The following is a 22740-nucleotide window of genomic DNA, read 5'->3' as shown; positions in this document are numbered from 1 at the left end:
GGCTTCTTGGGTTACGTTCCTGCCGGACGATCTGGGCACCCCGTGCTTGGCAGCGGCCTTCTCGCCCGTCTTCGAATTACCTGCTGGAGCCCGACTGGCACCCGCTTCTGACGTCAGTCCCGACCGACGCGTGGGGCCTGCGGTAGCAGTCTTGCGAGAGGCGGTAGCCATAGCGGTGCTCCTCTGCCTGCCCTCCGAAGTGCCGCGTCGGTTCGCTGGCGGCAGCCCCAGTGGGCACGTATTGTAACCGAATCGTTCAACGGCCACGGTTAAGGGGTTTCCCGTTGCACGGTTCGCCGGTCCCGCTCAGACCAGACAGCGCTCCAGCCCTTGCAGGATGATGTCTTTCGGCAGCTCGGCGCCAATGAACACCATCTTGGTGTTCGGCATCTCACCGGGTTGCCATTTCGCGCCCACGTCGCTGCCCATCATCTGGTGCACGCCCTGGAACACGACCCGGCGGTCGATGCCGCGCATGTTTAATACACCTTTATAACGCAATAAGCGTTCGCCGTACACCTGTAGGATGCTCCCGAGGAAATCCTCCAGCTTCGCCGGATCGAAGGCCTTCTCACTGCGGAAGACGAACGACTTGATGGCGTCGTTGTGGTGGGCATGGGCGTGGTGGGCATGACCGTGGTCGTGCCCCTCATGGGCACACTGGTCATGTTCGTGATCACATTGCGAATGATCATGGTCGTGATCATGGTCGTGATCGTGGTCATGGTCGTGCTCATCGGCACCGAGGAAGTCCGGATCGATGTCGAGCTTGTCGTTCAGGTTGAAGCCGTGAAGGTCGAAGATCTGCTTGAGGTCGGCCTGGCCGAAGTCGACTTCCTGTTGCGGCGCACGCGGATTCATGTGCGCGAGGCGATGCTTCAGGTCGCCCAGCGCTTCGGGCGTGACCAGATCGGCCTTGGTGATGAACAGGCGATCGGCAAAGCCCACCTGGCGCTGTACCACTTCGTGCTGATCGAGCTGCTGCTGGCCGTGCTTCGCGTCGACCAGCGTGATGATGGCGTCAAGCCGGTAGGTGTCGGCCACTTCGTCGTCGATGAAGAAGGTCTGTGCCACCGGGCCGGGGTTGGCCAGGCCAGTCGTCTCGATGACCACGCGATCGAACTGAATCTCGCCCGCGTCGCGCTGGCTGTTCAGGTCGGACAGCGCCTTCACCAGGTCGCCACGGATCGTGCAGCAAATGCAGCCGTTGCTCATCTGCACGATCTGCTCGGCGTTCTCCTGCACGAGGATGTCGTTATCGATGTTCTCTTCACCGAACTCGTTTTCGATGACGGCGATTTTCATGCCGTGCGCCTCGGTCAGGATGCGCTTGAGCAGCGTGGTTTTCCCGCTGCCGAGAAAGCCGGTCAGGATGGTGACGGGGGTCATGAATGCTATGTCCTGTAGTCATACGGCGTACCCGATGCCGCCGGAATGTCGCCCACTGTACCCGAGGCGGCGAAAAACGGCTGGGAACGCGTCAGTTGGGGGCGCCCGCGCACTGCGCGCAGGTGCCGTGAATCATTAGCTCGACCTGTTCGCCCACGAAACCCTTGGGCAGGCGCTTGAGTTCGCGCTCACTTAATTGGGGATGCTGCGGCCAATCGTCAAGACAGAAGGTTCGGTGGCAGCGTACGCAACGAAAATGTCCGTGTTGCGTATGCGGACGCGGCGACGCAGCGCGTTGCGGGTCGACATGCTCGGCCATCACGAAGCGGAAAATGCGGTCGTCGCCGGCCTGCTTGATGGCCCAGCCCTGCGCGACCAGCCAATCGAGCACGCGGTAGGCCGTGACACGGTCGAGCGGATCGGCGTCGGTGGCAAGATCGGCCAGCACTTCCTGATGCGTGAGCGGACGGCCTGCCTTGAGCAGCAGCGCCAGCACACGGACGCGCCCCGAGGTCACACGGCCCGATTGCTCCTGCAAGCTTGCGCGGGCCGCTTCCAGATACGGTTGTAGTTGAGTAAGGCTCATGAATCGATTTAAGCACAGCCCCGTCAGCGCTGCAACCGAGTTGCAACAGTGAGCGCTTTGTCGCGAGCGCCAGGGGACCACCGAGGCACGCCGGCCGATTCTGGCGGGAAGTCGACGACGAAGGCGCCTTACAATTGACGCAAAAATCACCGATCGCCATGTCGCCCACCGCTCTCGCCCTTGTCGTCACTGCCGCTTTTCTGCACGCCACCTGGAATTTCCTCGCCAAGCGCATCGACACGAGCGAAGGCGGCGGCCCGCAACTCGTCTTCCTCTATGCGTTGCTCACCGTGGTGCTGTACACGCCACTGGCGCTGTTCTTCCTGATCGGCTCGCACGCCCATTGGCCGAATACACTCGGCTGGATCGTCATCGCCACGAGCGCCCTGCTTCACTACGGCTACACGCTGGTCTTGCAGCGCGGCTATCGCGTGGGCGACCTGTCGGTTGTTTACCCGCTGGCGCGCGGCACCGGGCCGTTGCTCTCGTCGCTGGGTGCCATCGTGTTGCTGGGGGAACGCCCGGGTTGGCTGGCGCTTTTCGGGATCAGCCTGGTCGTGATGGGCGTGCTGCTCATTGCCGGTGGCGAGCGCCTGTTCCGGCGCGGCGCCCTGCACGCGGGTGCCGGTTGGGGCGTGCTGACGGGCGGCTTCATCGCGGCATATACGCTGGCCGACGCCTACGCCATTCGCACGCTGTTGCTCGCGCCGCTCGTCTATTACTACCTGGAGAACGTGCTGCGGGTGGCGCTCTCGGCACCGATGGCGTGCTCGCGTCCCGCGCGCATGACGATGCTCTGGCAGGCGAACTGGCGCAAGATCGTGCTGATCTCGCTGATCTCGCCGATGTCCTACTTCCTGATCCTGACAGCGCTCAAGTACGCGCCGGTCTCGCACGTCGCCCCGGCACGGGAGATGTCGATGATGATCGCCGCGCTGCTGGGCGTGCGCCTGCTGGGCGAGGGAGAGGTGCACCGCCGCGTGGGCGGTGCCGTGTTGATCGCGCTGGGCGTGGTCGCGCTGACACTCGATTGATGCCCCAAGAAAGCGAGCACTTACATTCGTTGTAGCCAAAGCCCCTTGAGGTATTCGCCTTCAGGGAATTGCGTGAGCATCGGGTGGTCCATGCCTGCCGACAGGCGGCGCAGAATGCGTGCGTCGACACCGGCATCGACGGCCGCGCCCGCCACGATCTTCTGGAACAGGTCGGCGTCGATCGCGCCCGAGCATGAGTACGTCAGCAGCTGGCCGCCCGGACGCAACAACTTGAAGCCCGCCATGTTGATGTCCTTGTACGCCCGCGCGGCACGGTCCACGTGGTGGGCCGACGGCGCAAACTTCGGCGGATCGAGCACGATCATGTCGAACACCCGCCCCTCTTCGCGCAACGCGCGCAGGGTCTTGAAGACATCGGCGTCGCGCCATTCGGCACGCGCGGCATCGAAACCGTTGAGTTCGACGTTGCGCGCGCCGATCGCCAACGCGTCGCCCGACGAGTCGATGGACAGCACGCTCTGTGCCCCGCCCGCCAACGCCGCCAGCGAAAAGCCGCCGGTATAGCAGAAGCAGTTGAGCACGTCGCGGCCCTTGGCCTGTTGCTGCACCAGCAGACGGTTGTCGCGCTGATCGACATAGAAGCCAGTCTTGTGCCCGTGACGCACGTCGACGTAATACTTCACCCCGCACTCATACGTCGTCAGCAACTCGGGGGCCTCGGGCGGCTCGGCCCCCGCCAGCACGCCCGTGAGGCTCGGCAGGCCTTCGCGCTCGCGCACGGCGGCATCGGAGCGCTCGTAGACATTGGGGCAGCCGGTCGCGCCGACGAGGGCGTGTACGATCGCGTCCTTCCAGGCCTCCACGCCCGCGGCCATGAACTGGCAGACGATCTGGTCCGTCACTGGTGCGCCGGGAGCCGACTGGTATCGGTCGACGATCAGGCCCGGCAAGCCGTCGGCCTCGCCGAAGATCACGCGGGTGGCGCCGGTGTCGTGCACCATCTGTTCGCGATAGGCGAGAGCGGCGCTCACGCGACGTTTGAAGAACGCATGATCGACCGGCTCGTTTTCATCGAACGTCCATACGCGCGCGCGGATGGCGGAGACCGGGCTGAAGGCGGCGCGCGCGAGAAAGCGCCCGTCGGCGGCGCGCACCACGACCGTCGCGCCGGAAGCCGGCTTGCCGTCCACGCGCGCCACGGCGGTGGCGTAAATCCAGGGGTGACGGCGCAGCAAGGACTTTTCTTTGCCGGGCTTGAGGGTCAAGGTATTCATGCGGGACGGACCAACGGTTGCCTACGGGGTGACGGCAAGTCGTACGGCACGGGCAGCGGCGTCGCCTCCGGAGAGTGACGTCCGGCAGACGGACAACGTGCGGGACTTGCTGGGGAAGGACGCGATTCTACACCGAGTCGCCCCGTGCGCCGCAACGCTCAGGGCTTCTTGCGCGAGCGCGGATGCGCCTGATCATAGACCTTCGCAAGATGTTGGAAGTCGAGTTTCGTATAGATCTGCGTCGTCGAAATATTGCTGTGACCCAGCATTTCCTGCACGGCGCGCAGATCGCCGGACGATTGCAGGACATGCGTGGCGAACGAGTGGCGCAACATGTGCGGGTGGACGTGTGTGGGCAGGCCGGCCGCCAGCGCGTGGCGCGCCAGCCCTTGCTGCACCGCGCGCGCGCCGATGCGCTTGCCGCGCGCCGACAGGAACAATGCATGCGGCTCGGCCGTTGCCAGCGCGGCACGCATGTCCAGCCAACGGGTCAGCGCCAGCGCCGCTTTCTCACCCACCGGCACGCGGCGTCGCTTGTTCCCCTTGCCGGTCACAACCACGTCGCGTTCGGGCAAATCCAGCCAGCTCGCGGAACGGTAGCCGTCGGCTTCGACATAGCAATGGTCGAGGCTCGTGAGTTCCGACAGACGCAGGCCCGACGAGTACAGCAGTTCGAACATCGCCCGGTTGCGGACGGCCTCGGCGGACGTGCCCGAGGCAAACTCGACGAGGGCCGACGCCTGATCCGGCGACAGCGCCTTCGGCAACGGCTTGGGCTGCTTTGGCGCACGCACGCCTTCGACCGGATTGGCCGCCAGCGAGGTGCGCTGGGCGAGCCAGGCGAAGTAGCCGCGCCAGGCGGAGAGCTTGCGGGCGATCGAGCGGCCGACGAGGCCCTCGCCATGCAACTGCATGACGAAGTGGCGAATGTCGCCATGCTCCAGCGATTCGAGCGAACGGCCGCGCGCCAGACGCTGCAACTGGCGAAGGTCGCGCGTGTAGTTCTCCAGGGTGAGTCCGGCGAGCTTACGCTCACTGGCGAGCGACGTGAGGTAGTCGCGGATGCCTGGTTCGAGCGGCGCATCGTCGATCGGCGCTTCGGCGTCCGCCTTGGGCTTGCGCCCGCGTGCCAGCGAGGATTGACCGGCGCGGGCCTTGGATGCGGCCCCGCTGACAGGACGTGGCGATCGAGTCGAGGTGACCATGAGCCGTGGTGAATTGAGCCGTCAGATCGTCAGACCGACAGGGCGCCGGCGACGCGCATCAGTCGTTCGCGCGCAGCTTGCTGAGCGCCGCCCCGGCCAGCTCACCGATCTGCGACAGGAAGTCGGTCGCCATGCCGTCGTGGAAACGGCGGGCGTCTTCCGAACCCATGACGAGCAGGCCGAAGACCGGTCCATCGGTCAGTTGCGGGTCGCGCAGCGCGAGCAGGGCCACCGACGCCGGATCGCTCGGCGCGCCGAGCCACGTGACCGCTTCGAAACCGGTATTGGCGCCGCAATAGGGCGTCGCGAGGCTCGACGCGAAGATTTTCACCTCTTCGCTCACGCTGCGGGCGAACTCGGCGGGTGCATACGGCGCCGCCACGTTCCACACGCGAACCGCCGCGTAGGGGACGTTGAAAACGTCGCGCAAACCCCGGGCGATCGCGTCGGGCAAGGCATGCGGATCACGCTCGCCGAGCAGGCCGAGGGTCCACCGATGCAGTTTGGCCGAGATATCGTCGTTTTCGTGGCCATAGCGCATCAGTTCCGCGAGGCGTCGCTCGATCTGCTTGGTCTTCTCACGCTGCATCTCGATCTGACGCTCTTGCAGCGACACGGCACGCTGGCCGTGCGGACTGGTGAGCCGCACGCCCGCCAGCAATTCGGCATGGCGTTCGAAAAAGTCGGGATGCGCAATCAGGTATTCCGCAATATCTCGGTCGTTCATGAGTGTCCGTCTGCTGTTCGTCAACGGCCGCCAGCCACTTCTGCGCACAAGGCACAAGCGTGGCATGCGGCCGCCAGGGTCGCTAAATCAGAGTCCTTCAGAAACCAAAATCTTACTGTGCCGCTACCGCAGCGCGTCCGCGCGGAACGTCGGAACCGACAGTCCGCGTCAGATCTCGATCGTCCCTTCGAAGACCGTGGTGGCCGGTCCCGTCATGATGACCGGGCCGCTTGCGCCATCCCAGTCGATGGTGAGCGTGCCGCCGCGCGTCTCGATGGCCACGGGCGCGGCAAGCAGGCCACGGCGGATGCCCGCCACTGCCGCCGCGCACGCACCGGTGCCGCAGGCGAGCGTTTCGCCGGCACCGCGCTCGTACACGCGCAGACGCGCCCGATGCTTGTCCACCACCTGCAGGAAGCCTGCATTCACACGACGCGGGAAGCGCGCATGACGCTCGATCTGCGGGCCGTCCGTTTCCACCGGCGCGGTATCGACGTCCTCCACCACCTGCACGGCGTGCGGATTGCCCATCGAGACCACGGAAATCCACGTCGTCTTGCCGGCCACGTCGAGCGGCCAGAGCATGTCGTCGCCCTCGCGACGGCCTGCCAGCCCGTTGGCGTCGAACGGCACGTCCGACGCCGTGAGGATCGGCGCGCCCATGTCAACGCTGACCTGGCCGTCGTCGCGCATCGTAAGCGTGATCACGCCCTGCTGGACCTCGACGCGTACCGAACGCTTGTCGGTCAGCCCCGTGTCGCGCACGAACTTGACGAAGCAGCGCGCGCCGTTGCCGCAATGCTCGACCTCGCCGCCGTCGGCGTTGAAGATGCGATAGCGGAAGTCCACGCCGGGCTGCATCGAGCGTTCGACGAGCAGGAGCTGATCGGCGCCGACGCCGAAATGGCGGTCGGCGAGCGCGCGCCACTGCTCGGGCGCGAAATCGATGGTCTGCGAGATGCCGTCGATCACGACGAAGTCGTTACCGGCGCCTTGCATCTTAGTGAATTTGAGCTTCATGCCGCTATTGTAGTGGAGAAGGTCGACGCGCATCCGGCGCCCGTCAATACACGCCCGGCTCGCCGGGCGGGCGCGTCTTGAAGCGCTTGTGCACCCAGTAGTACTGCTCCGGCATCTTCAGGATCTGTTCTTCGAGGAACGCGTTCATGCGGCGCGCGTCGGCGTCCGGGTCGCCGCTCGGGTAGTTTTCCCACACCGGGAAGACCTTGAGGCGGTAGCCCTTGAAATTGGGCAGCACCTCGCCGATGAACGGCAGGATCTGGGCCCGGCCGACCTCGGCGAGACGTGACACCGACGTCAGCGTACAGGTCGGAACGCCGAAGAACGGCACGAACGTGGAGTTTCGTGCGCCGTAGTCCATGTCGGCCGCCAGCATGACCGGCTTGCCTTTGCGGAACATGCGCAGCACGTCGCGCGCGCTGTCGCCGCGCGGGATCATTTGCGCGTCGAAACGACCACGCTGCTCGCGCGCCATGGCGTCGAACGCCGGGTTCGACATCGGCGTGTAGAGCGACGCGCACGGCCGGTGCAGCGAGTAATTGATAAACACCGAGCCCGCCTCGATGCCCACGAAGTGGAACCCGAGCAGAATCGTCGGCGGCATATTCGGGTCGCGCAGGTCGACGGCCGAGTCGAGTTCGATGAGCCGCTCCAGCTTCTTGCCGTCGGCGAACCATTGCACGCTGCGCTCGGCGTAGCTGCGAATGGCGTGCACGAACGACGCCTTGGCGACGCGCTCGCGCGTCGCTTCGTCCCAATGTGGAAAGCACAGCCGCAAATTGGTGTGCACGACGCGCTTTCGAGAGCTGGGAATCCGGTACAACAGGTGCCCGAGGCCCGCGCCAAAGCGCGCGACCCAGCCGTAGGGCAACAGGTTGAGCCCGCGCAGCAGGCCAACGCTCAGGTAGTACCCGAGGGATTTCTTGGGAGTGGTTGCCATGTCGCAAGCAGGAATTCTTCAGGGGCGTATAATAAGCGACATCGCCGAGTTAACTGACAACTTGCGGGGCGATTCGGATGTGCCACCCTATCGAGGCAGCGCATTCGACCAATTTTCCGCTAAAGCGTCGCCGCTTCCCCTCCGATGACGGCAACGTGAGTCGCCAAATTCGTTTAAAGGAGCCAGAAGTGGCGAACGACTATCTCTTTACTTCCGAATCGGTCTCCGAAGGCCACCCGGACAAGGTCGCCGACCAGATTTCGGATGCCGTTCTCGACGCCATCCTGACGCAAGACAAGTACGCGCGTGTTGCCGCAGAAACGCTGTGCAACACGGGCCTCGTCGTGCTGGCGGGTGAAATCACCACGACCGCCACGGTCGACTACCAGCAGGTCGCGCGCGAAACCATCCGCCGCATCGGCTACGACAACACCGACTACGGTATCGACTACAAGGGTTGCGCGGTGCTGGTCGCCTACGATCGCCAGTCGCCGGACATCGCCCAGGGTGTGGACCGTGCGCATGACGACAACCTCGATCAGGGCGCCGGCGACCAGGGCCTGATGTTCGGCTACGCCTGCGATGAAACGCCGGAACTCATGCCGCTGCCGATCTACCTGTCGCACCGTCTGGTCGAGCGCCAGTCGCAAGTGCGCCGTGACGGTCGTCTGCCCTGGCTGCGCCCGGATGCCAAGTCGCAAGTCACCATCAAGTACGAAAACGGCCGCCCGCACAGCATCGACACGGTCGTGCTCTCGACGCAGCACCATCCGGACATCGCGCTGGAAGCCTTGCGCGAAGCCGTGATCGAAGAGGTCATCAAGCCGGTGCTGCCGGCCGACCTGATCAAGGGCGACATCAAGTTCCTGGTGAACCCGACCGGCCGTTTCGTGATCGGTGGCCCGCAGGGCGACGCCGGCCTCACGGGCCGCAAGATCATCGTCGACACCTACGGTGGTGCCGCACCGCACGGCGGTGGCGCGTTCTCGGGCAAGGATCCGTCGAAGGTCGACCGCTCGGCCGCCTACGCCGGCCGTTACGTCGCGAAGAATATCGTGGCCGCCGGTCTCGCCTCGAAGTGCGTGATCCAGGTCTCGTACGCCATCGGCGTGGCGCGTCCGACGTCGGTCATGGTCAACACCTTCGGCACGGGCAAGATCAGCGATCAGCGCATCGCCGAGCTGATCGAGAAGCACTTCGACCTGCGTCCGAAGGGCATCATCCAGATGCTCGACCTGCTGCGTCCGATCTACGAGAAGACCGCCGCCTACGGCCACTTCGGTCGTGAAGAGCCGGAGTTCTCGTGGGAAGCGACTGACCGTGCCGACATCCTGCTGGCCGACGCCGGCCTGCGCGCCGTGGCCTGATCCGGTATCGCCCTCGCGGCATCCGCCCGGCTCGACCGGGGGATGCCAGACGAAACCCCCGCTCGGGTCGAACCGGCGGGGGTTTTGTTTTGTCGCGACGCCGAATGCCAGCGCCGCGCAATCAGCGCAACAACTGCCGGATCATCGTGGCGAACACCCTGCCATAGGGCGGATTGAGCAGCCCCGCGCCATTCCAGCGCGCCTGCCGGAAGATCGGCTTCTCCTTGGAGAACGTCCGGAAGCCCGCCTCGCCGTGGTACCCGCCCATGCCCGAAGGCCCGACACCGCCGAACGGCAGCCCATGCTCCGCGACATGCAGCAGCGTGTCGTTGATCGTCACGCCGCCCGACAGCGTGCCGTCGACCACGCGGCGAATGCGCGTGTTGTCAGTGTCGAACACATACAGGGCGAGCGGATGCGCACGCGCGTTCACATACGCGATGGCCGCGTCCAAATCGTCGTAGGGCACCACCGGCAACAACGGACCGAAGATCTCCTCGCGCATCACGCGCATGCCGTCGTGCACGCCAGTGAGCACCACGGGCGGCAGACGTCTGCGCGATGCCTGCGCCGGGGTATCGAACAGCGCGTGCGACGTGGCGCCCTGTGCCGCCGCCTCGGCGGCAAGCCCGGACAAACGCTCGAAGTGACGCGGCGACACGATGCTCGTGTATTGCGGATTGTTCACGGCGTCCGGATACAGCCGCGCCGCCACCTGCCGCGCCGTGGCAACGAAGGCGTCGATCCTCTCACGCGGCACGAGCACGTAGTCGGGCGCCACGCAGGTTTGCCCTGCGTTGACCAGCTTGCCGAGCAAGATGCGCTCCACGGCATGCTCCCAGCGCGCACCCGGTCCGATGATGGCCGGCGACTTGCCGCCGAGTTCGAGCGTCACCGGCGTGAGGTGTTCGCTTGCCGCGCGCATCACGTGATGGCCGATCGATGTCGCCCCGGTGAACAACAGATGGTCGAACGCCAGCGTCGAGAACGCGCGCGCGACCTGTGCATCGCCGGTCACGACCGTCACCCACTCCGGCGGGAAGGTCTCGGCCACGGCGGCCGCGAATGCATCCGCGAAGCGTGGCGTGACCTCGGAGACCTTGATCATCACCCGATTGCCGGCGGCCAACGCATCGGTGAGCGGGCCGACGGCCAGAAACAACGGATAATTCCACGGCACGATCACACCGACGACGCCAAGCGGCTGCGGCACGACGGCGCGCCGGGCAGGCAACAGCCACAGGTTCGCCCAGCCGCGCGAGCCGCGCATCCAGCGACGCGTGTGCGCGAGTGCATGTTTCAGGTTGCCGTGTGCGGGGAATAGTTCGAGCATGTCCGTTTCCTGCGCCGAGCGGCCGCCGAAATCGGCGTCGATAGCACGCGCGAACGGCTCGCGATACTTGTGCAGCATCGCCTGCAGCGCCTTCAGATGGCGCTTGCGCGTCGGCCAGTCGACTTGCGGCGCGGCGTCGTGTGCTCGGCGCATCGCGTCAAAGCGCGGCAACAGCATCGCGCAGGCGATGTCGTCGTCCGTCGCGGTATCCCGTGCCGACGACACCGGTATCGCCTCATGCAAATCGTTCAACTCCCGGGTGTGTCCCATGCCCTGTGCTCCCTGAGGTCGCGGGTAGCCCCCGTCGGGGCCGTCCAGCGCCGTCGATATATTGTTATCCGTTATGCGAGAAAAGCCCGGTCGAGCCAGGCGCGTTGCACTGCCACCGCGAGCGTGTCCGGCATCACGCCGTACACCCGCCCGCCCGCGTTCGAGAAGCGGCTCTCGATGAAGCCGTGTGCCAACTCGGCCGGCGCGTGTTCGAGCAACAACGCCGCCTGTGCCAGCAGCACCACCTGCTGTGCAATGGCGCGCGCGCGGGCCGCGTGCGTTGCCGGATCGGCGGCCAGCCAACCGTGCAACTGCGCCAACGCCGCGCGCAGCGGCGCATGCGACCCCGTGCGCTCGGCGAGCCATTGGAACCAGTGTTGGGTGACGTCAGGCTCGCGGCTCATGGCGCGCAGCAGATCGAGACACATCACGTTGCCCGAGCCTTCCCAGATCGAATTGACGGGCGCTTCGCGATACAGACGCGCGAGCGGGCTGGTCTCGACGTAACCGTTGCCGCCCCACACCTCCATGCACTCGCCCGCGAGTTCAAGCGCGCGCTTGCATACCCAGAATTTCGCGGCGGGCAGCACGATGCGGCGCCACGCCCGCTCACGCGGCGAATCGTCGTCGGACGCCTGCGCATCGAACGCCCGCGCCAGCCGCATCGCCAGCCACGTCGCCGCTTCCGACTCCAGCGCCAGATCGGCGAGCACCGTCGTCATCAGATCCTGATCGATGAGCTTCGCCCCGAACGCCGAGCGATGGCGCGCGTGATGAATCGCCTGCACGACACCCGTTCGCATCATCGCCGCACTGCCGATCACGCAGTCGAGCCGCGTGTAAGTCGCCATCTCGATGATGGTGGGAATCCCGCGCCCCGGCGCGCCGACGCGTGTGCCATATGCGCCCTGCAACTCGACTTCGCTGCTCGCGTTGGAGCGATTGCCAAGCTTGTCCTTCAGGCGCTGCACCTGCACCGCGTTCTTGCGGCCGTCCGGCGCATAGCGCGGCACGAAAAAGCAGGACAGCGCGTCGCTGTCGGCATCGCGTGCGAGCACCAGATGCGCGTCGCACTGCGGTGCCGAGAAGAACCATTTGTGGCCGATCAGCGAGAACGCGCCGCCGCCGCATTCGGTGGCCGTGGTGGTGTTGGTGCGCACGTCGGAGCCGCCCTGCTTCTCCGTCATCCCCATGCCGATGAGAATGGCGTGCTTCTGCGCAAGTGGCACGTCGCGCGGGTCGTGTTGGGGCGCGAGCAACTTGTCCTTGATCGACGCGAAGCGCGTGGGTTCCTTGGCGAGCACGGGAATGCTCGCGAACGTCATGGTCGTGGGGCACAACGCGCCCGCCTCGTTTTGCGCGTGCAGGAAATACGAGGCCGTGCGCGCCGCCATCGCGCCATCGCGCGGATGCGCCCACGGCATCGACTGGAGTTCGGCGCCACGCAACAGGCCCATGAGCGCATGCCACGATGGATGAAACTCGACGCGATCGATGCGATTGCCTTGCGCATCGAACGATTGCAGCTCCGGCGCGTGACGATTGGCGGCCTCCGCCCACGCCTGCACCTCGGCTTCACCCAGCCGGGCGCCCTGGCGGTGCAGGACTTTCGCATGCCAGCCCGCGCCGAACGCCGTCACAGCGGATTGCAGCGCAGTGTCGGTGGCGTAGAGGTTGTAGTCGGTGAGCGGCGGCACCTGATTGGTGACGTCGTGGGTCTGCCAGGCTTGCGTCATCCGTGTCTCCATATGCCCGATCACCGTATGCGGCGGTCGCGCTAAGTGCATCCTTTCATCATAGCGGCTAGGTTCGCGCGCTCCCATAAATTAGAGGATTACTTCACATCCCCCCCGGGCGCGCGGATTGTCTGCCTACAATGAGTGCCGCTGCGAGTTGACACCCATGCGGCGGCACTGCAGGCGGCGAAACACGAGAAAGCAGCGTGCAGGACCATAAGCAGAAAGCAGCGGACAAGACGTCAAAAAAAAAGCAGCAGGTGCGGTGCCCATCCAAGGGAGGATGACAGCATGGAGTACGACTACATCATTGTTGGTGGTGGCTCGGCCGGTTGTGCCCTGGCGGCGCGATTGGCCGACGGCGCGCCCGGCAGCACGATCGCGCTGATCGAAGCGGGCCCACCCGACGACAGCTTTCTCGTGCGGCTACCGCTCGGTATCGCCGCGTTGGTGCCGTTCCGCTCGCGTCGCAACTATGGCTATCGCACAACCCCGCAGCCGGGACTGGCTGGACGCCAGGGCTATCAGCCGCGCGGACGCGGTCTCGGCGGCTCGAGTTCGATCAACGCGATGATCTACACGCGCGGCCACCCGGACGATTACGACGCGTGGGCGCAGGCCGGCTGCACCGGCTGGGGATGGGACGACGTGTTGCCGTACTTCCGTCGCAACGAACATAACGAGCGCGGCGCGGATGCCTGGCATGGCACAGGCGGCCCGCTCAACGTCGCCGATCTGCGCACGGTCAATCCGTTCTCGCAACACTATGTCGACGCAGCGCGCGAAGCCGGGTTTCCCGTGACCGACGACTTCAACGGTCCGCACTACGAAGGGGCGGGCATCTATCAGGTCACGCAGAAAGACGGGCAGCGATGGAACGCGGCACGCGCCTATCTGCACGGAAAATCGCGCGCGAATCTCCACGTCGTGACCGATGCGCTCGTGCAGCGCATCGTCTTCGAGGGCAGGCGCGCGACCGGTGTCAAAGTACAACGGCGCGGGGCGCTGGAGACGATCCGCGCACGCGCCGAAGTCGTGCTGAGCGCTGGGGCGTTCAATTCGCCGCAGTTGTTGATGTGTTCCGGGATCGGCCCTGCCGAGCATTTGCGCTCGCATGGCGTGGCGGTGCAGGTCGATGCACCCGGTGTCGGCGAGAACCTGCAGGATCACATCGACTTCATCATCAACAAGTTCGTGGCCCATCGCGATCTGGTCGGCTACACCCCTGCGGGACTGTGGCATCTGCTTACGCAGGGACTCGACTATCTGCGCGAGCGGCGCGGCCTGTTCGCGAGCAACAGCGCCGAGGCGGGTGGGTTCCTCAAGAGCGATCCGTCGCTGGCGCATCCGGATTTGCAGATGCACTTCCTGGTGGGCATCTGCGACAACCACAATCGCCGTCTGCATTTGCGGCGCGGCCTGTCGTTGCACGCCTGCGTGCTGCATCCGAAGAGCCGTGGACGCGTGACGCTCGCCAGCGCGGACATGCGCGACGCACCACGGATCGACCCGGCCTTCCTGCAAGCGCAGGAGGACGTCGACACGCTGCTGCGCGGGGTACGGGTGATTCGCCGGATTCTTGCGGCGCCGTCGCTCGCGCAGTTCGGCGGCGAGGAGTTGCACAGCCGGGGCATCGAATCGGACGAAGCGCTCACGGCGCTGATTCGTGCGCGCGCCGACACCATCTACCACCCGGTCGGCACGTGCCGGATGGGCAGCGATGCGACGTCGGTCGTCGATGCGCAATTGCGCGTGCGTGGCGTGGCGGGGTTGCGCGTGGTCGACGCGTCGATCATGCCCACGCTTATCGGTGGCAATACCAACGCGCCGTCGATGATGATCGGTGAAAAGGCAGCGGACCTGATGCTGGCCCGAACGGGCACGTCGATGCAGCGCGTCGAATCGGCGCCGGTCGGCGCCGCGCCGCGCACGCCGCCCGCGTTAGCCGCCCGGGCGCAGCCACAGGTTTAGAAGCGGCTCGCCCCACAGCAGGCTCGCCACCGCGCCCAGGCATAGCCAGGGGCCGAATGGCAGCGGCTCGCGCGTGGCGCGGCCGCGCCACGCGCCGAGCGCCGCGAAGGCAAGCGTGGCCGCCACCGCGCCGAACGCCAGCATCAGCGGCGTGCCGATCCAGCCCAGCCAGGCACCGCACGCGGCGGCGAGCTTGGCGTCGCCGCCGCCGAGTCCGTCGATACCGGTCAGCGCCCGATACGCCCCCCCCGTCGCCGCCATGACCCCATACCCCAACGCAGCGCCAAGCACAGCGTCGTCGATGGGCAGGGTCAGGCCCGCGACGCTGCCCAGCAATCCCGCCCACAGCAGCGGCAACGTCAGTGCATCGGGCAACAACCGCGTGTCGATGTCGATCAGCGCAAGCGCCAGCAACGTCGCGCCGAAGCCGCACCATGCCAGCATCGCGAGGTATTGCATCGACGGTACGAAATGCCACGCGACAATCGCGAACATGACACCACAGGACAGTTCGACGAGCGGATATCGCAGCGAGATCCCGGTGCGGCAATACGCGCAGCGGCCGCGCAGGAAGACAAAACCGAGCACCGGGACATTGTGGCGCGCCGCGATGCGCGTCTCGCAACGCGGGCAGCGCGACGGCGGCCACGCGAGGTTGAAGGTGGGCGCGACCGGCGGCGCCTCGCCAGACCACGACGCCGCCTCCTGCGACCATTGCCGCTCCAGCATGCGCGGCACGCGGCACACGACCACGTTCAGGAAGCTTCCCACAAGCAGCCCCAGCGTCGCCATCGCGGCCACCACCGCTTCGCGCGGCAGCGCCCGAAAGTCGTGCCACAGGGCATCGATAAGCCATGACATGGTCAGAACATCGACTCCGCGTATTCCCCCGCCGCGTGGCCGATCTGCAGCATGCCGCCCACGGTGAGGATGATCGTCAGGCCAACCAGCGCCATCAGCACCGAGCGAAGCGCGGCAGAACGCGTCTTGATGCGGTCCGCGACCTCCTCGATGGTCATCAGGCCGATCTTGCGAATGCCGGCGTCGAAGTTGGTACGTCCCGAGTATTCGACCAGGCGATCGAAGACTTCCTCGTTGAAGATGCCGGTGTCCATCGCCTTGACCATGCTTCGCTCGCTCTTGAGCGACGCTCGCATGCGCAGCAAATGCGAGCGCATCCACGGCGAGGCGCCCGCGAGCATCAGCGACACGGCGTCGAACACCGACGTCTTTGCACCGGTCAGCGCGGCCAGTGACACGAGAAACTCCCCGGCGCGCACGTCGCGATACACCGCGTAGGGGCCGAAGTTCTCGACGCGCTGCCGCAGCGGCCCCGTCCATCGGCTCAGCGACAGCAATACCGCCACCACGATCAAGACCGGCACGCCATAGAGCAATGGCCACCAGTTCGCCACGAACCCGGACACGATATACAACCCCGCGCCCACGAGGGGAAACATCTCCGGCGGCATGATCTCGGTCATGATCGGCATCATGCCGTAGGCCACGCCCAACTGGATCGCGGCGAGCAGCACCGACATGAAGATCGGCAGCACAACGGCCCCGGCGATCGCCGCGCGTGTTTGCTGCTGCAGGGTGACCACCCGCGCCAGAAAGCGCAGCGTGCCGGCCAGATCGCCCTTCTCGCCGGCCGAGATCACGATCAGGTCTTCGTCGGGAATCGTGCCCTGCCACGACTTTCGCAGGTTCTTCGAACTGGCGCGATCGCGCCATATCGCATAGAGCGGCGCCATCGGACTGCGCCGCTCCTTGGCGCGCGCATACCGACGGGAGAACAGTTCGAACGGATTGGCGCCGTCCTCGATGGCATCGGCAAAGTCGCTGTAGAACTTCGCTCGCATTTTGCGAAAGTGACGTTTCGCACGGCTCAGGCCCGGGTACGGGTCACGCGCGGGCGATAGCTTGGCAAGCAGACGATTGACGGCTTCTAGCATAGGAAGTTGGGCGACGTTTCGAACAAGTTTCTTGAGGATGACTTACACGCTCGCGAGTCGGCGTGGCGGTTGCGGCGACGTGGTACCCCCCTGCCATATCTGGAATTTCTTGAGCTTGTAGAACGAGGCTTCGATGTCACGCGGATCGACGCGACCTTGCGCCATCTTGTAGATCGCATGCTCCATCGCCGATTTTCCGTGCATGATGGGGCTCGTGAGATCGCCATCGTGGTAGGTACGCCAGTGGCGCTGCGCCTCCCAGAATTTCGACTGGCGCAGCAGATCGAGCAATTCCTCGGTCACCTCGCACACCTCCGCCACGACCGTCTGCCCCGCGGTGCCCCGGTCCTTGCAATGTGCGCACCCCGGCCCCGCCACACACACGCGCGCCGTGTCGATACCGAGGCCGCCGATCACGCTCAACGTCATCTCGTCGAGCTTGCCGACGGCCGGCACCTTGCAGTGATCGCACAACACCGGGATCAGCTTTTGATACACCATCGCGGTGAGAAAATTGGGAGACGTCACAGCCGAGACCGGCATACCGATCTCATCGCTGATCAGGCGCGGAATGATGCCGAAGGCGCTCGACGCGTGCACGGTGGAGAGTACCTGGTGGCCCGTCTCGGTCATCGATTTCGCGAAGGACCCGGTCTCGACATCGCGGATCTCGCCAGGCATGAGCTTGTCCGGGTCGCCGCGCAGCAGCACCTTGGCCGCCGCACCGAAGGCCGATTCGCCGTGACCGTCTTCGGCACGCCGCTGAATCGGGATCTGCGTCACATGAGGCTGGATGTATTCGACCGGATCTTCGATGGAAAAGAATTTCTTACCGGCGTCGCGCTCATACATCATCATCGTGCGCAGCGTCGTCGACTTTCCCGAACCCGTCTCGCCGGCGATGATCGTCAGCCCCGGGCTGCGATGCACCGCGTTCTCCAGCACTTCGACCTGATCGTCGGAATACCCGAGTTCGGCGAGCGTCATGACATCCTCGTCGACAGCCTCGTTCACGAGCAGACGCAGCACGACGTCGACGCCGCGATTCTCCTTGATGCTCTGCAAGCGCAGTTGATACTTGCGATTGCGCAGGTTCAGCGGAATCGAGCAACTCTGGTGCTGGTCTTCGTCGAAGTGATTGTGGCTTCGGCTGCTGGGGTCGGCGCGCGAGTTGTAGGCCGCCGAGACGGCATCGAGCATGGCATGGTAGTCGCGCGAGAGGCGATCCAGCTCGCTGGTCGCACGAAGCTTGCCGTGGATGCGCATGCGCACGCGCACATGCTGGCCCTCGCGAAACTCGAAATGGATATCCGAGGCACGCGCATCGATCGCCCGTTCGATGATCAGGTCGAAGTTTCGATAGGCGCCGGTGCGCTGCTCCTCGGCTCGGGCACCCGTCTCGCCATACTGCTGAAGGCGCGACTGCATGAGCAGGATCTCTTCCGTGGTGCCAACGTAGACACCTTCGAGATCCAGCCGATGCGTCGCGCGCACCGCCTGTTCGAACCGCGAGAGCAGGTCGGACCCCTGCATGCGCACGAACGTCGTGTGCTCGAGCAACACCAGGAACAGGCGCGGCTTGATGGCCACGAGCACCAGCGAACCGTTCTCGGCCCCGGCCAGGGTAATGCCGAGATCCTGACGCCAGCCCTGCGTCTGGATGTCGTCGATGCGAAGGTCGGCAATCGGCCGCGCCACCGCGCCGCCACGCGCACTGACGCGCGAGAATACCGCCTGGAAGCGGTCAGAAATCGTCGCCATTGCGCCGCCCCGGTGACCCCTGTCTTGCACTGCCCGCGCGTGTCGGGCCCATCGCATTGGGTAACAGCAGGCGGCGTGGCTTGCCGCCTCGCGCCACGTCGACGTAGTCGCGGCCGATCTTCACGACTCGCCAGTCGCCAAACCGATCGCCGTCGCTCACGCTGTAGCCAAAGCGGCCGTCGACGCGCAGATAGGCCACCGTGGTGTCGTCAACGCCATGAATGAACAGCAGTTCCGGCGACACGTCGGGCGTCGCGCCCGTGGCGGGCTGGCGCGCGTCCTCCGCCGTCGCACGCTGCGCGTCCGCGGCTTCCTGCGACGACTTGAGATGCGCACGTGCAAAGGTGTCGATCGTCTCGGCGGCACGCGCAGGCGTGATCGGCAACGAGAGCATCGCGGCCGTCGCGAACCCTGCGGTGAGGCGAAGCTTAGTGGACATAGTAGGTTCCTTGAGCGGAGAAGACGGGTTTGGTGTCGTCGATCACAATCGTCAACTCGCGCAATGACATGTTGCCGGCGCGCATCATCAAGCCGGCCACGGAGTCGACAAAGGCCAGGTGTCCAGCCATCTTCCATTCGCCCTTGGCGATCGGCGGCGGCACATCGCTGCGCGTCGCCACCCCCGCGGGCGCGTTGACCAGCGGTTGGGGCATGGACAGCGAGATGTCCATGCCGTAGTCGCCGAGCGATTGCAGACGGGCGCCGGCCGTGCGCAGGAACTGCGTGCGCGGCACAGGCGTCACGCGCGCATCGCCATCGTCGATGTCCTCTTCGCCGTCGGCGAGCCCTTTGGCGGCGTTCGCGGCCGACGCCGTCGGGGCCGGTTTCGACACCGGTACGAGGGTGTCGGCGGGCGTCATCGTTTCCGTTGCATTGTCGAGATCGACGATCTGCGCGTTCGGGCGCTGGGAGAGCAGCAGATCGAACGTGCCGCCCTCCCGGCGACGCCACTGAATCTCGCAGACATTGACGTTGCACGTGATGGCCGCGGGACGCCATCCGCCAGCGCTCGCCGGCAATGCCTGGATCGCGTGTTGCAAACGCCTGGCATACGACGCGCCGGCCGAAAACGGCTCCGCGGCGATCGCGCGCGCAAGTGCCTGCTTGTAGGCGTCGATCGGATCGACCCGATTGGCCGCGGCAAGCTTCGCCTGCTGCATGTCGTCATACCACGACCATCCCCACCAACCGGCGCCGCCGACGAGACAGAGTGCCGCGAAGCAGAGGGCGACGATCTTCAGTTGCCGGGCGGGCAGCGGCTTGCGCACCACCTGCAGCCGCGCCTCGTGCGGGACATCCGCATGCATCTGCTTCGCGATGTCGTCCAGCGTGAGCGCCACATCGGCACCACCGCAACTCAAGGGGGCGACACCGGCAATCGTGATCTTGCCCTCGATCTCCGCGGCCCATTGCTCCAGCCGTGCGGCAACGTCGGCGGCGGGCATCACCAGATCCAGTTCCGGGCGGCGATCGCGCAACGTAATGAACAGCGTTGCCGAGGCATTGTCGGGGTCGGGATGCAGGAACGCGACGTTGGGTGCATCGACCAGGGTGCCGAGCACCGCACCGAGCGCATATCGCTCTGGCGCGCGGTCTCCTTTGACGACGGCGTCCATCGCAAACAATCCCACGGTGCGCGTACCTGCGCCGTCGTCTGCTACGGCGAAGTGCGACGCGTCGCGGCTCCTGGCGAGACCCCGGATCTCCGTGAGCTCTTTTTGCAGGCCGAGCAGTGTCTCCCACTGCGCGCCGACGACGAGCTGGTTGGACAATATGCGCGTCATGTCACACGCCCTCGGTCAGTTCCGGCGAAATCAGGATGACGACTTCCTTGACCTGCTGACGCGCCTCCTTCGTGCCGCCTTCGTAATTGAAGATGCCGTCGCGATCGGTCGAATCGTCATTGCGACGGAAGCCGCTGAGCACCAGCGTATCGCCCGACTTGAGCGACGCCCGCTGCATGGTCTGGATCGACGCCGTGATCGGCAACTGCATGAAAGTGCCTATGCCGAGACCGTCATCACCGCTCGTGCGTCCGGCCCGGCCACCCACGCCCACGCGCACGCCATCGGCACCGATTTCCGCACTCACGTCAGAGCCTGAGCCTTCGTCGGTGCCTGCGTTGCTGCCGCTCGGCGTTTCCTTGCCCGTGCGCAAATTGATCTTGTCGAGCTTCCTGAGGTCGGACATGTCGATCTGCACCTGCAACATCACGCTTCGGTTATCCATGAGCGTGGGCAACAGGTTCATCACAAAACCGGTGGTCAGCACTGACTGCTCGGCGGTCACGACCGCCTGTCCGCCATAGTTGCCGGGCGTCATCTTCGTTTGCGCGACGAAACCCTGGTTCTGGGTGACCGCCACCGGCGCCGGCTGATTGTTCAGCGTGACGACCGTAGTGTCGATCACCGTACTCACGCGCCCCTGCTGACTGAGCGCGCGGATAAACGCGTTGGAGCCCTTGAATCGCCCGCTGTCGAGTGTCCTGATCTGCATGCCGCCTTTGCGCGACATCAGCGCGCCGCCAGCCGCAGGACCGGCCAGCCCCAGCGTAAAGCCACTCGCGGCCTGGTACACCAGATCCCAGTCGACGCCCACGGCCGAATTTTCTTCCAACGAGACGGAATACACCTGCACGCGCAACTTGACCTGACGGCCGAGCACCGCGTTTTCCGATTCGATATAACGTGCTACGCGTTCAATGACGTCGGCCGTGTCACTCACGACCAACGAACTCGTCACGACTGAGGGTGTGACACGTCCGCCCTCGGAGAGCATGTCCGTCACGGTCTTGACGAGATCCGACCAGTAGTCGAGTTCGGACTCCACGCTCACGTTGGCGTCGGCGTTGAAGCTCAGATCGACGCCGCCCGCCGAGCCGCTCGCCCCGCCACCGCCGGAGGCACCGCGATTGGCCTGCATTTGCGAGGCCTTGCCCACGGACGCCCGATACGACGAGCTGCCGGGCATCATCTTGATCTGGAAGGTTCGCGTGACATACCGCGCGAAGTGAACGACACCGTCGCGATAGGTCCAGTGCGTCCCCGTTCGATGCGCGATGGTGTCCAGCAAACCGGAAAGCGTGCCGGAGAATTGCAACGGCACCGCCGGCTCGCCGGTTTCGGTGCAATTGAGTTGGAAGAGGTTCGTCGGACCGCCCCCGCCGTTGCCGCCACGACTCGGGCCGCGCCCCCCACGCGCACCACCGCCCCCATTACCCACGGCGCACGACACATCCGAGGCCATGCGGATCGTCAGGCCGTTGCTGCGGGCCACCTGGGCCAGGACGACCGACATCGGCAACGGCGCCCCGGTCGCAAAGCGCACGTTGCGCTTGAAGAAGTCCGGCAACGCAATCGAGGCATGGATCGGGACGGAGCGCTTCGCCAGCCACGCCCCCTCGACGTGCTCGATGGCGCGAATCGGGGCGGCCGAATGCGCGTCAAACGCCGATCGCGCGCTCGTTTGCACTTGCGAGACGTTGGCATCGGTCTTGGAGAGCATGCCGGGTGTACCGCACGCCGTCAGGAACATGGTGGCGCACAACACGCCTAGTCGCTTACTCATGGATTGCCGCTTCCGTGATGATGGCTGCGCGCGGGGGGATGCGCAGCGCTTGTTATTGAGTGGCGTGAACGACGCGTAGCACCCGGTTGGCCTCGTAGACCTTCACGCGAATGGGGGCGTCAGTGTTTTGCAACGAGACGACGACCTGCTCGACGATGCCGAGGAAGTCGCCCGTGAACGTTGCCGGATACTCGATGGGGAAGTCGCGGTCGATTTCCCAGGCGAGTTGCCAGCCGTGCGCCTCCAGGTAGCGCGCAAGCGCCACTGACACACGGCCGTCGCCCGGCGACATCAACAGTTCGAGAAGCTCCCGGACTTCGACCTGCGCCGCCAGCGGTTCCGGCGGTGTCGCGGCCTGCGATGCCGCGTCAGGCGTGGAGCCCCCATCTGGCGGCGCATCGCCCGGCGCCGCCGTTTCCAGCGCACTTGCGAACGAACGCGGCGACGATGCCGCTGCCGCCGCGTCGCCCGACATCAACGGCTTATGGCTGGCGAACGCGATCGGCAGATCGCCAGATCGATGCGCCCCATCGGAAGTCTCGAAAGCGAAAACCGTACTCGACCATACAGTTGACGCGACAGCAGCGGTCAGCACTCTTTTGATGTGCATGGTTTCCTCACGTCGAATTCAATGCCGAAATGCC

Annotated in this window: 19 protein-coding genes; 3 read left to right on the top strand and 16 right to left on the bottom strand. The window is 65.5% G+C overall.

Annotation, left to right across the window (positions count from 1 at the left end):
- Positions 1 to 306: 306 nt before the first annotated feature.
- Together PTE31013_RS01340 and PTE31013_RS01335 are read right to left on the bottom strand one after the other, a co-directional pair.
- Entirely contained in the window at positions 307 to 1389 is a 1083-nt protein-coding gene (locus tag PTE31013_RS01340; protein WP_150611036.1) for a CobW family GTP-binding protein, read from the bottom strand.
- A gap of 91 nt (positions 1390 to 1480) precedes the next feature.
- The gene (locus PTE31013_RS01335; protein WP_150611035.1) at positions 1481 to 1975 is read right to left on the bottom strand and encodes a Fur family transcriptional regulator; all 495 of its coding nucleotides are present in this window, start codon (positions 1973 to 1975) and stop codon (positions 1481 to 1483) included.
- A 158-nt stretch (positions 1976 to 2133) separates the two neighbouring features.
- Between PTE31013_RS01335 and PTE31013_RS01330 the strand changes: the two genes are divergently transcribed.
- Complete coding sequence (locus PTE31013_RS01330; protein ID WP_150611034.1) at positions 2134 to 3009, top strand: DMT family transporter; 876 nt, start codon at positions 2134 to 2136, stop codon at positions 3007 to 3009.
- Positions 3010 to 3029: 20 nt separating this feature from the next.
- Here the strand turns inward: PTE31013_RS01330 and PTE31013_RS01325 are convergent, their stop codons facing one another.
- From PTE31013_RS01325 to PTE31013_RS01305, 5 genes are all read right to left on the bottom strand, one after another.
- On the bottom strand, positions 3030 to 4244 hold the full coding sequence (locus PTE31013_RS01325) for a class I SAM-dependent rRNA methyltransferase (protein WP_150611033.1): 1215 nt from the start codon (positions 4242 to 4244) through the stop codon (positions 3030 to 3032).
- 158 nt (positions 4245 to 4402) lie between these two features.
- On the bottom strand, positions 4403 to 5449 hold the full coding sequence (gene xerC / locus PTE31013_RS01320; RefSeq protein WP_150611032.1) for a tyrosine recombinase XerC: 1047 nt from the start codon (positions 5447 to 5449) through the stop codon (positions 4403 to 4405).
- Positions 5450 to 5507: 58 nt separating this feature from the next.
- Complete coding sequence (locus PTE31013_RS01315; protein ID WP_150611031.1) at positions 5508 to 6176, bottom strand: DUF484 family protein; 669 nt, start codon at positions 6174 to 6176, stop codon at positions 5508 to 5510.
- 168 nt (positions 6177 to 6344) lie between these two features.
- Positions 6345 to 7196, bottom strand: a complete 852-nt coding sequence (gene dapF, locus PTE31013_RS01310) for a diaminopimelate epimerase (RefSeq protein ID WP_150611030.1) — start codon at positions 7194 to 7196, stop codon at positions 6345 to 6347.
- Positions 7197 to 7239: 43 nt separating this feature from the next.
- Entirely contained in the window at positions 7240 to 8136 is an 897-nt protein-coding gene (locus tag PTE31013_RS01305) for a lipid A biosynthesis lauroyl acyltransferase (RefSeq protein ID WP_150611029.1), read from the bottom strand.
- Positions 8137 to 8324: 188 nt separating this feature from the next.
- Here PTE31013_RS01305 and metK point away from each other — a divergent pair, with 188 nt between their 5' ends.
- Positions 8325 to 9503, top strand: a complete 1179-nt coding sequence (metK, locus tag PTE31013_RS01300) for a methionine adenosyltransferase (RefSeq protein ID WP_150611028.1) — start codon at positions 8325 to 8327, stop codon at positions 9501 to 9503.
- Positions 9504 to 9624: 121 nt separating this feature from the next.
- Here the strand turns inward: metK and PTE31013_RS01295 are convergent, their stop codons facing one another.
- Together PTE31013_RS01295 and PTE31013_RS01290 are read right to left on the bottom strand one after the other, a co-directional pair.
- Entirely contained in the window at positions 9625 to 11013 is a 1389-nt protein-coding gene (locus tag PTE31013_RS01295; protein ID WP_174978420.1) for a coniferyl aldehyde dehydrogenase, read from the bottom strand.
- A gap of 164 nt (positions 11014 to 11177) precedes the next feature.
- Complete coding sequence (locus tag PTE31013_RS01290) at positions 11178 to 12842, bottom strand: isovaleryl-CoA dehydrogenase (RefSeq protein ID WP_150611026.1); 1665 nt, start codon at positions 12840 to 12842, stop codon at positions 11178 to 11180.
- Positions 12843 to 13133: 291 nt separating this feature from the next.
- On the opposite strand from PTE31013_RS01290, the gene PTE31013_RS01285 reads away from it, so the two are divergent.
- Entirely contained in the window at positions 13134 to 14813 is a 1680-nt protein-coding gene (locus tag PTE31013_RS01285; RefSeq protein WP_150611025.1) for a GMC family oxidoreductase, read from the top strand.
- On the opposite strand, the gene PTE31013_RS01280 is transcribed toward PTE31013_RS01285, so the two are convergent.
- Genes PTE31013_RS01280 through PTE31013_RS01250 form a run of 7 tightly spaced genes read right to left on the bottom strand, consistent with a single transcriptional unit; the run spans position 14784 to position 22706 of the window.
- Entirely contained in the window at positions 14784 to 15674 is an 891-nt protein-coding gene (locus tag PTE31013_RS01280; RefSeq protein ID WP_150611024.1) for a prepilin peptidase, read from the bottom strand. The genes PTE31013_RS01285 and PTE31013_RS01280 overlap by 30 nt on opposite strands.
- Positions 15675 to 15676: 2 nt before the next feature.
- Complete coding sequence (locus tag PTE31013_RS01275) at positions 15677 to 16768, bottom strand: type II secretion system F family protein (RefSeq protein ID WP_150611023.1); 1092 nt, start codon at positions 16766 to 16768, stop codon at positions 15677 to 15679.
- 42 nt (positions 16769 to 16810) lie between these two features.
- The gene (locus PTE31013_RS01270; RefSeq protein WP_174978389.1) at positions 16811 to 18529 is read right to left on the bottom strand and encodes a GspE/PulE family protein; all 1719 of its coding nucleotides are present in this window, start codon (positions 18527 to 18529) and stop codon (positions 16811 to 16813) included.
- Positions 18513 to 18968 carry a hypothetical protein gene (locus PTE31013_RS01265; RefSeq protein WP_150611021.1) on the bottom strand — a complete coding sequence of 152 codons (456 nt, stop codon included), beginning with the start codon at positions 18966 to 18968 and terminating at the stop codon, positions 18513 to 18515. Before PTE31013_RS01265 ends, PTE31013_RS01270 begins: the two co-directional genes overlap by 17 nt.
- Positions 18958 to 20313 (bottom strand): type 4b pilus protein PilO2, encoded by a 1356-nt coding sequence (gene pilO2, locus PTE31013_RS01260; protein ID WP_150611020.1) that lies wholly within the window; start codon positions 20311 to 20313, stop codon positions 18958 to 18960. Before pilO2 ends, PTE31013_RS01265 begins: the two co-directional genes overlap by 11 nt.
- Position 20314: 1 nt before the next feature.
- Positions 20315 to 22096, bottom strand: coding sequence for a secretin N-terminal domain-containing protein (locus PTE31013_RS01255; protein WP_150611019.1), 1782 nt, complete (start codon positions 22094 to 22096; stop codon positions 20315 to 20317).
- Between the two features lie 52 nt (positions 22097 to 22148).
- The gene (locus tag PTE31013_RS01250) at positions 22149 to 22706 is read right to left on the bottom strand and encodes a toxin co-regulated pilus biosynthesis Q family protein (protein WP_150611018.1); all 558 of its coding nucleotides are present in this window, start codon (positions 22704 to 22706) and stop codon (positions 22149 to 22151) included.
- Positions 22707 to 22740: the final 34 nt, after the last annotated feature.

The organism is Pandoraea terrigena (genome assembly GCF_902459705.1).
Classification (GTDB): domain Bacteria; phylum Pseudomonadota; class Gammaproteobacteria; order Burkholderiales; family Burkholderiaceae; genus Pandoraea; species Pandoraea terrigena.
Note: the sequence above shows the minus strand (reverse complement) of the source record. Positions and strands in the feature narration are given on the sequence as shown.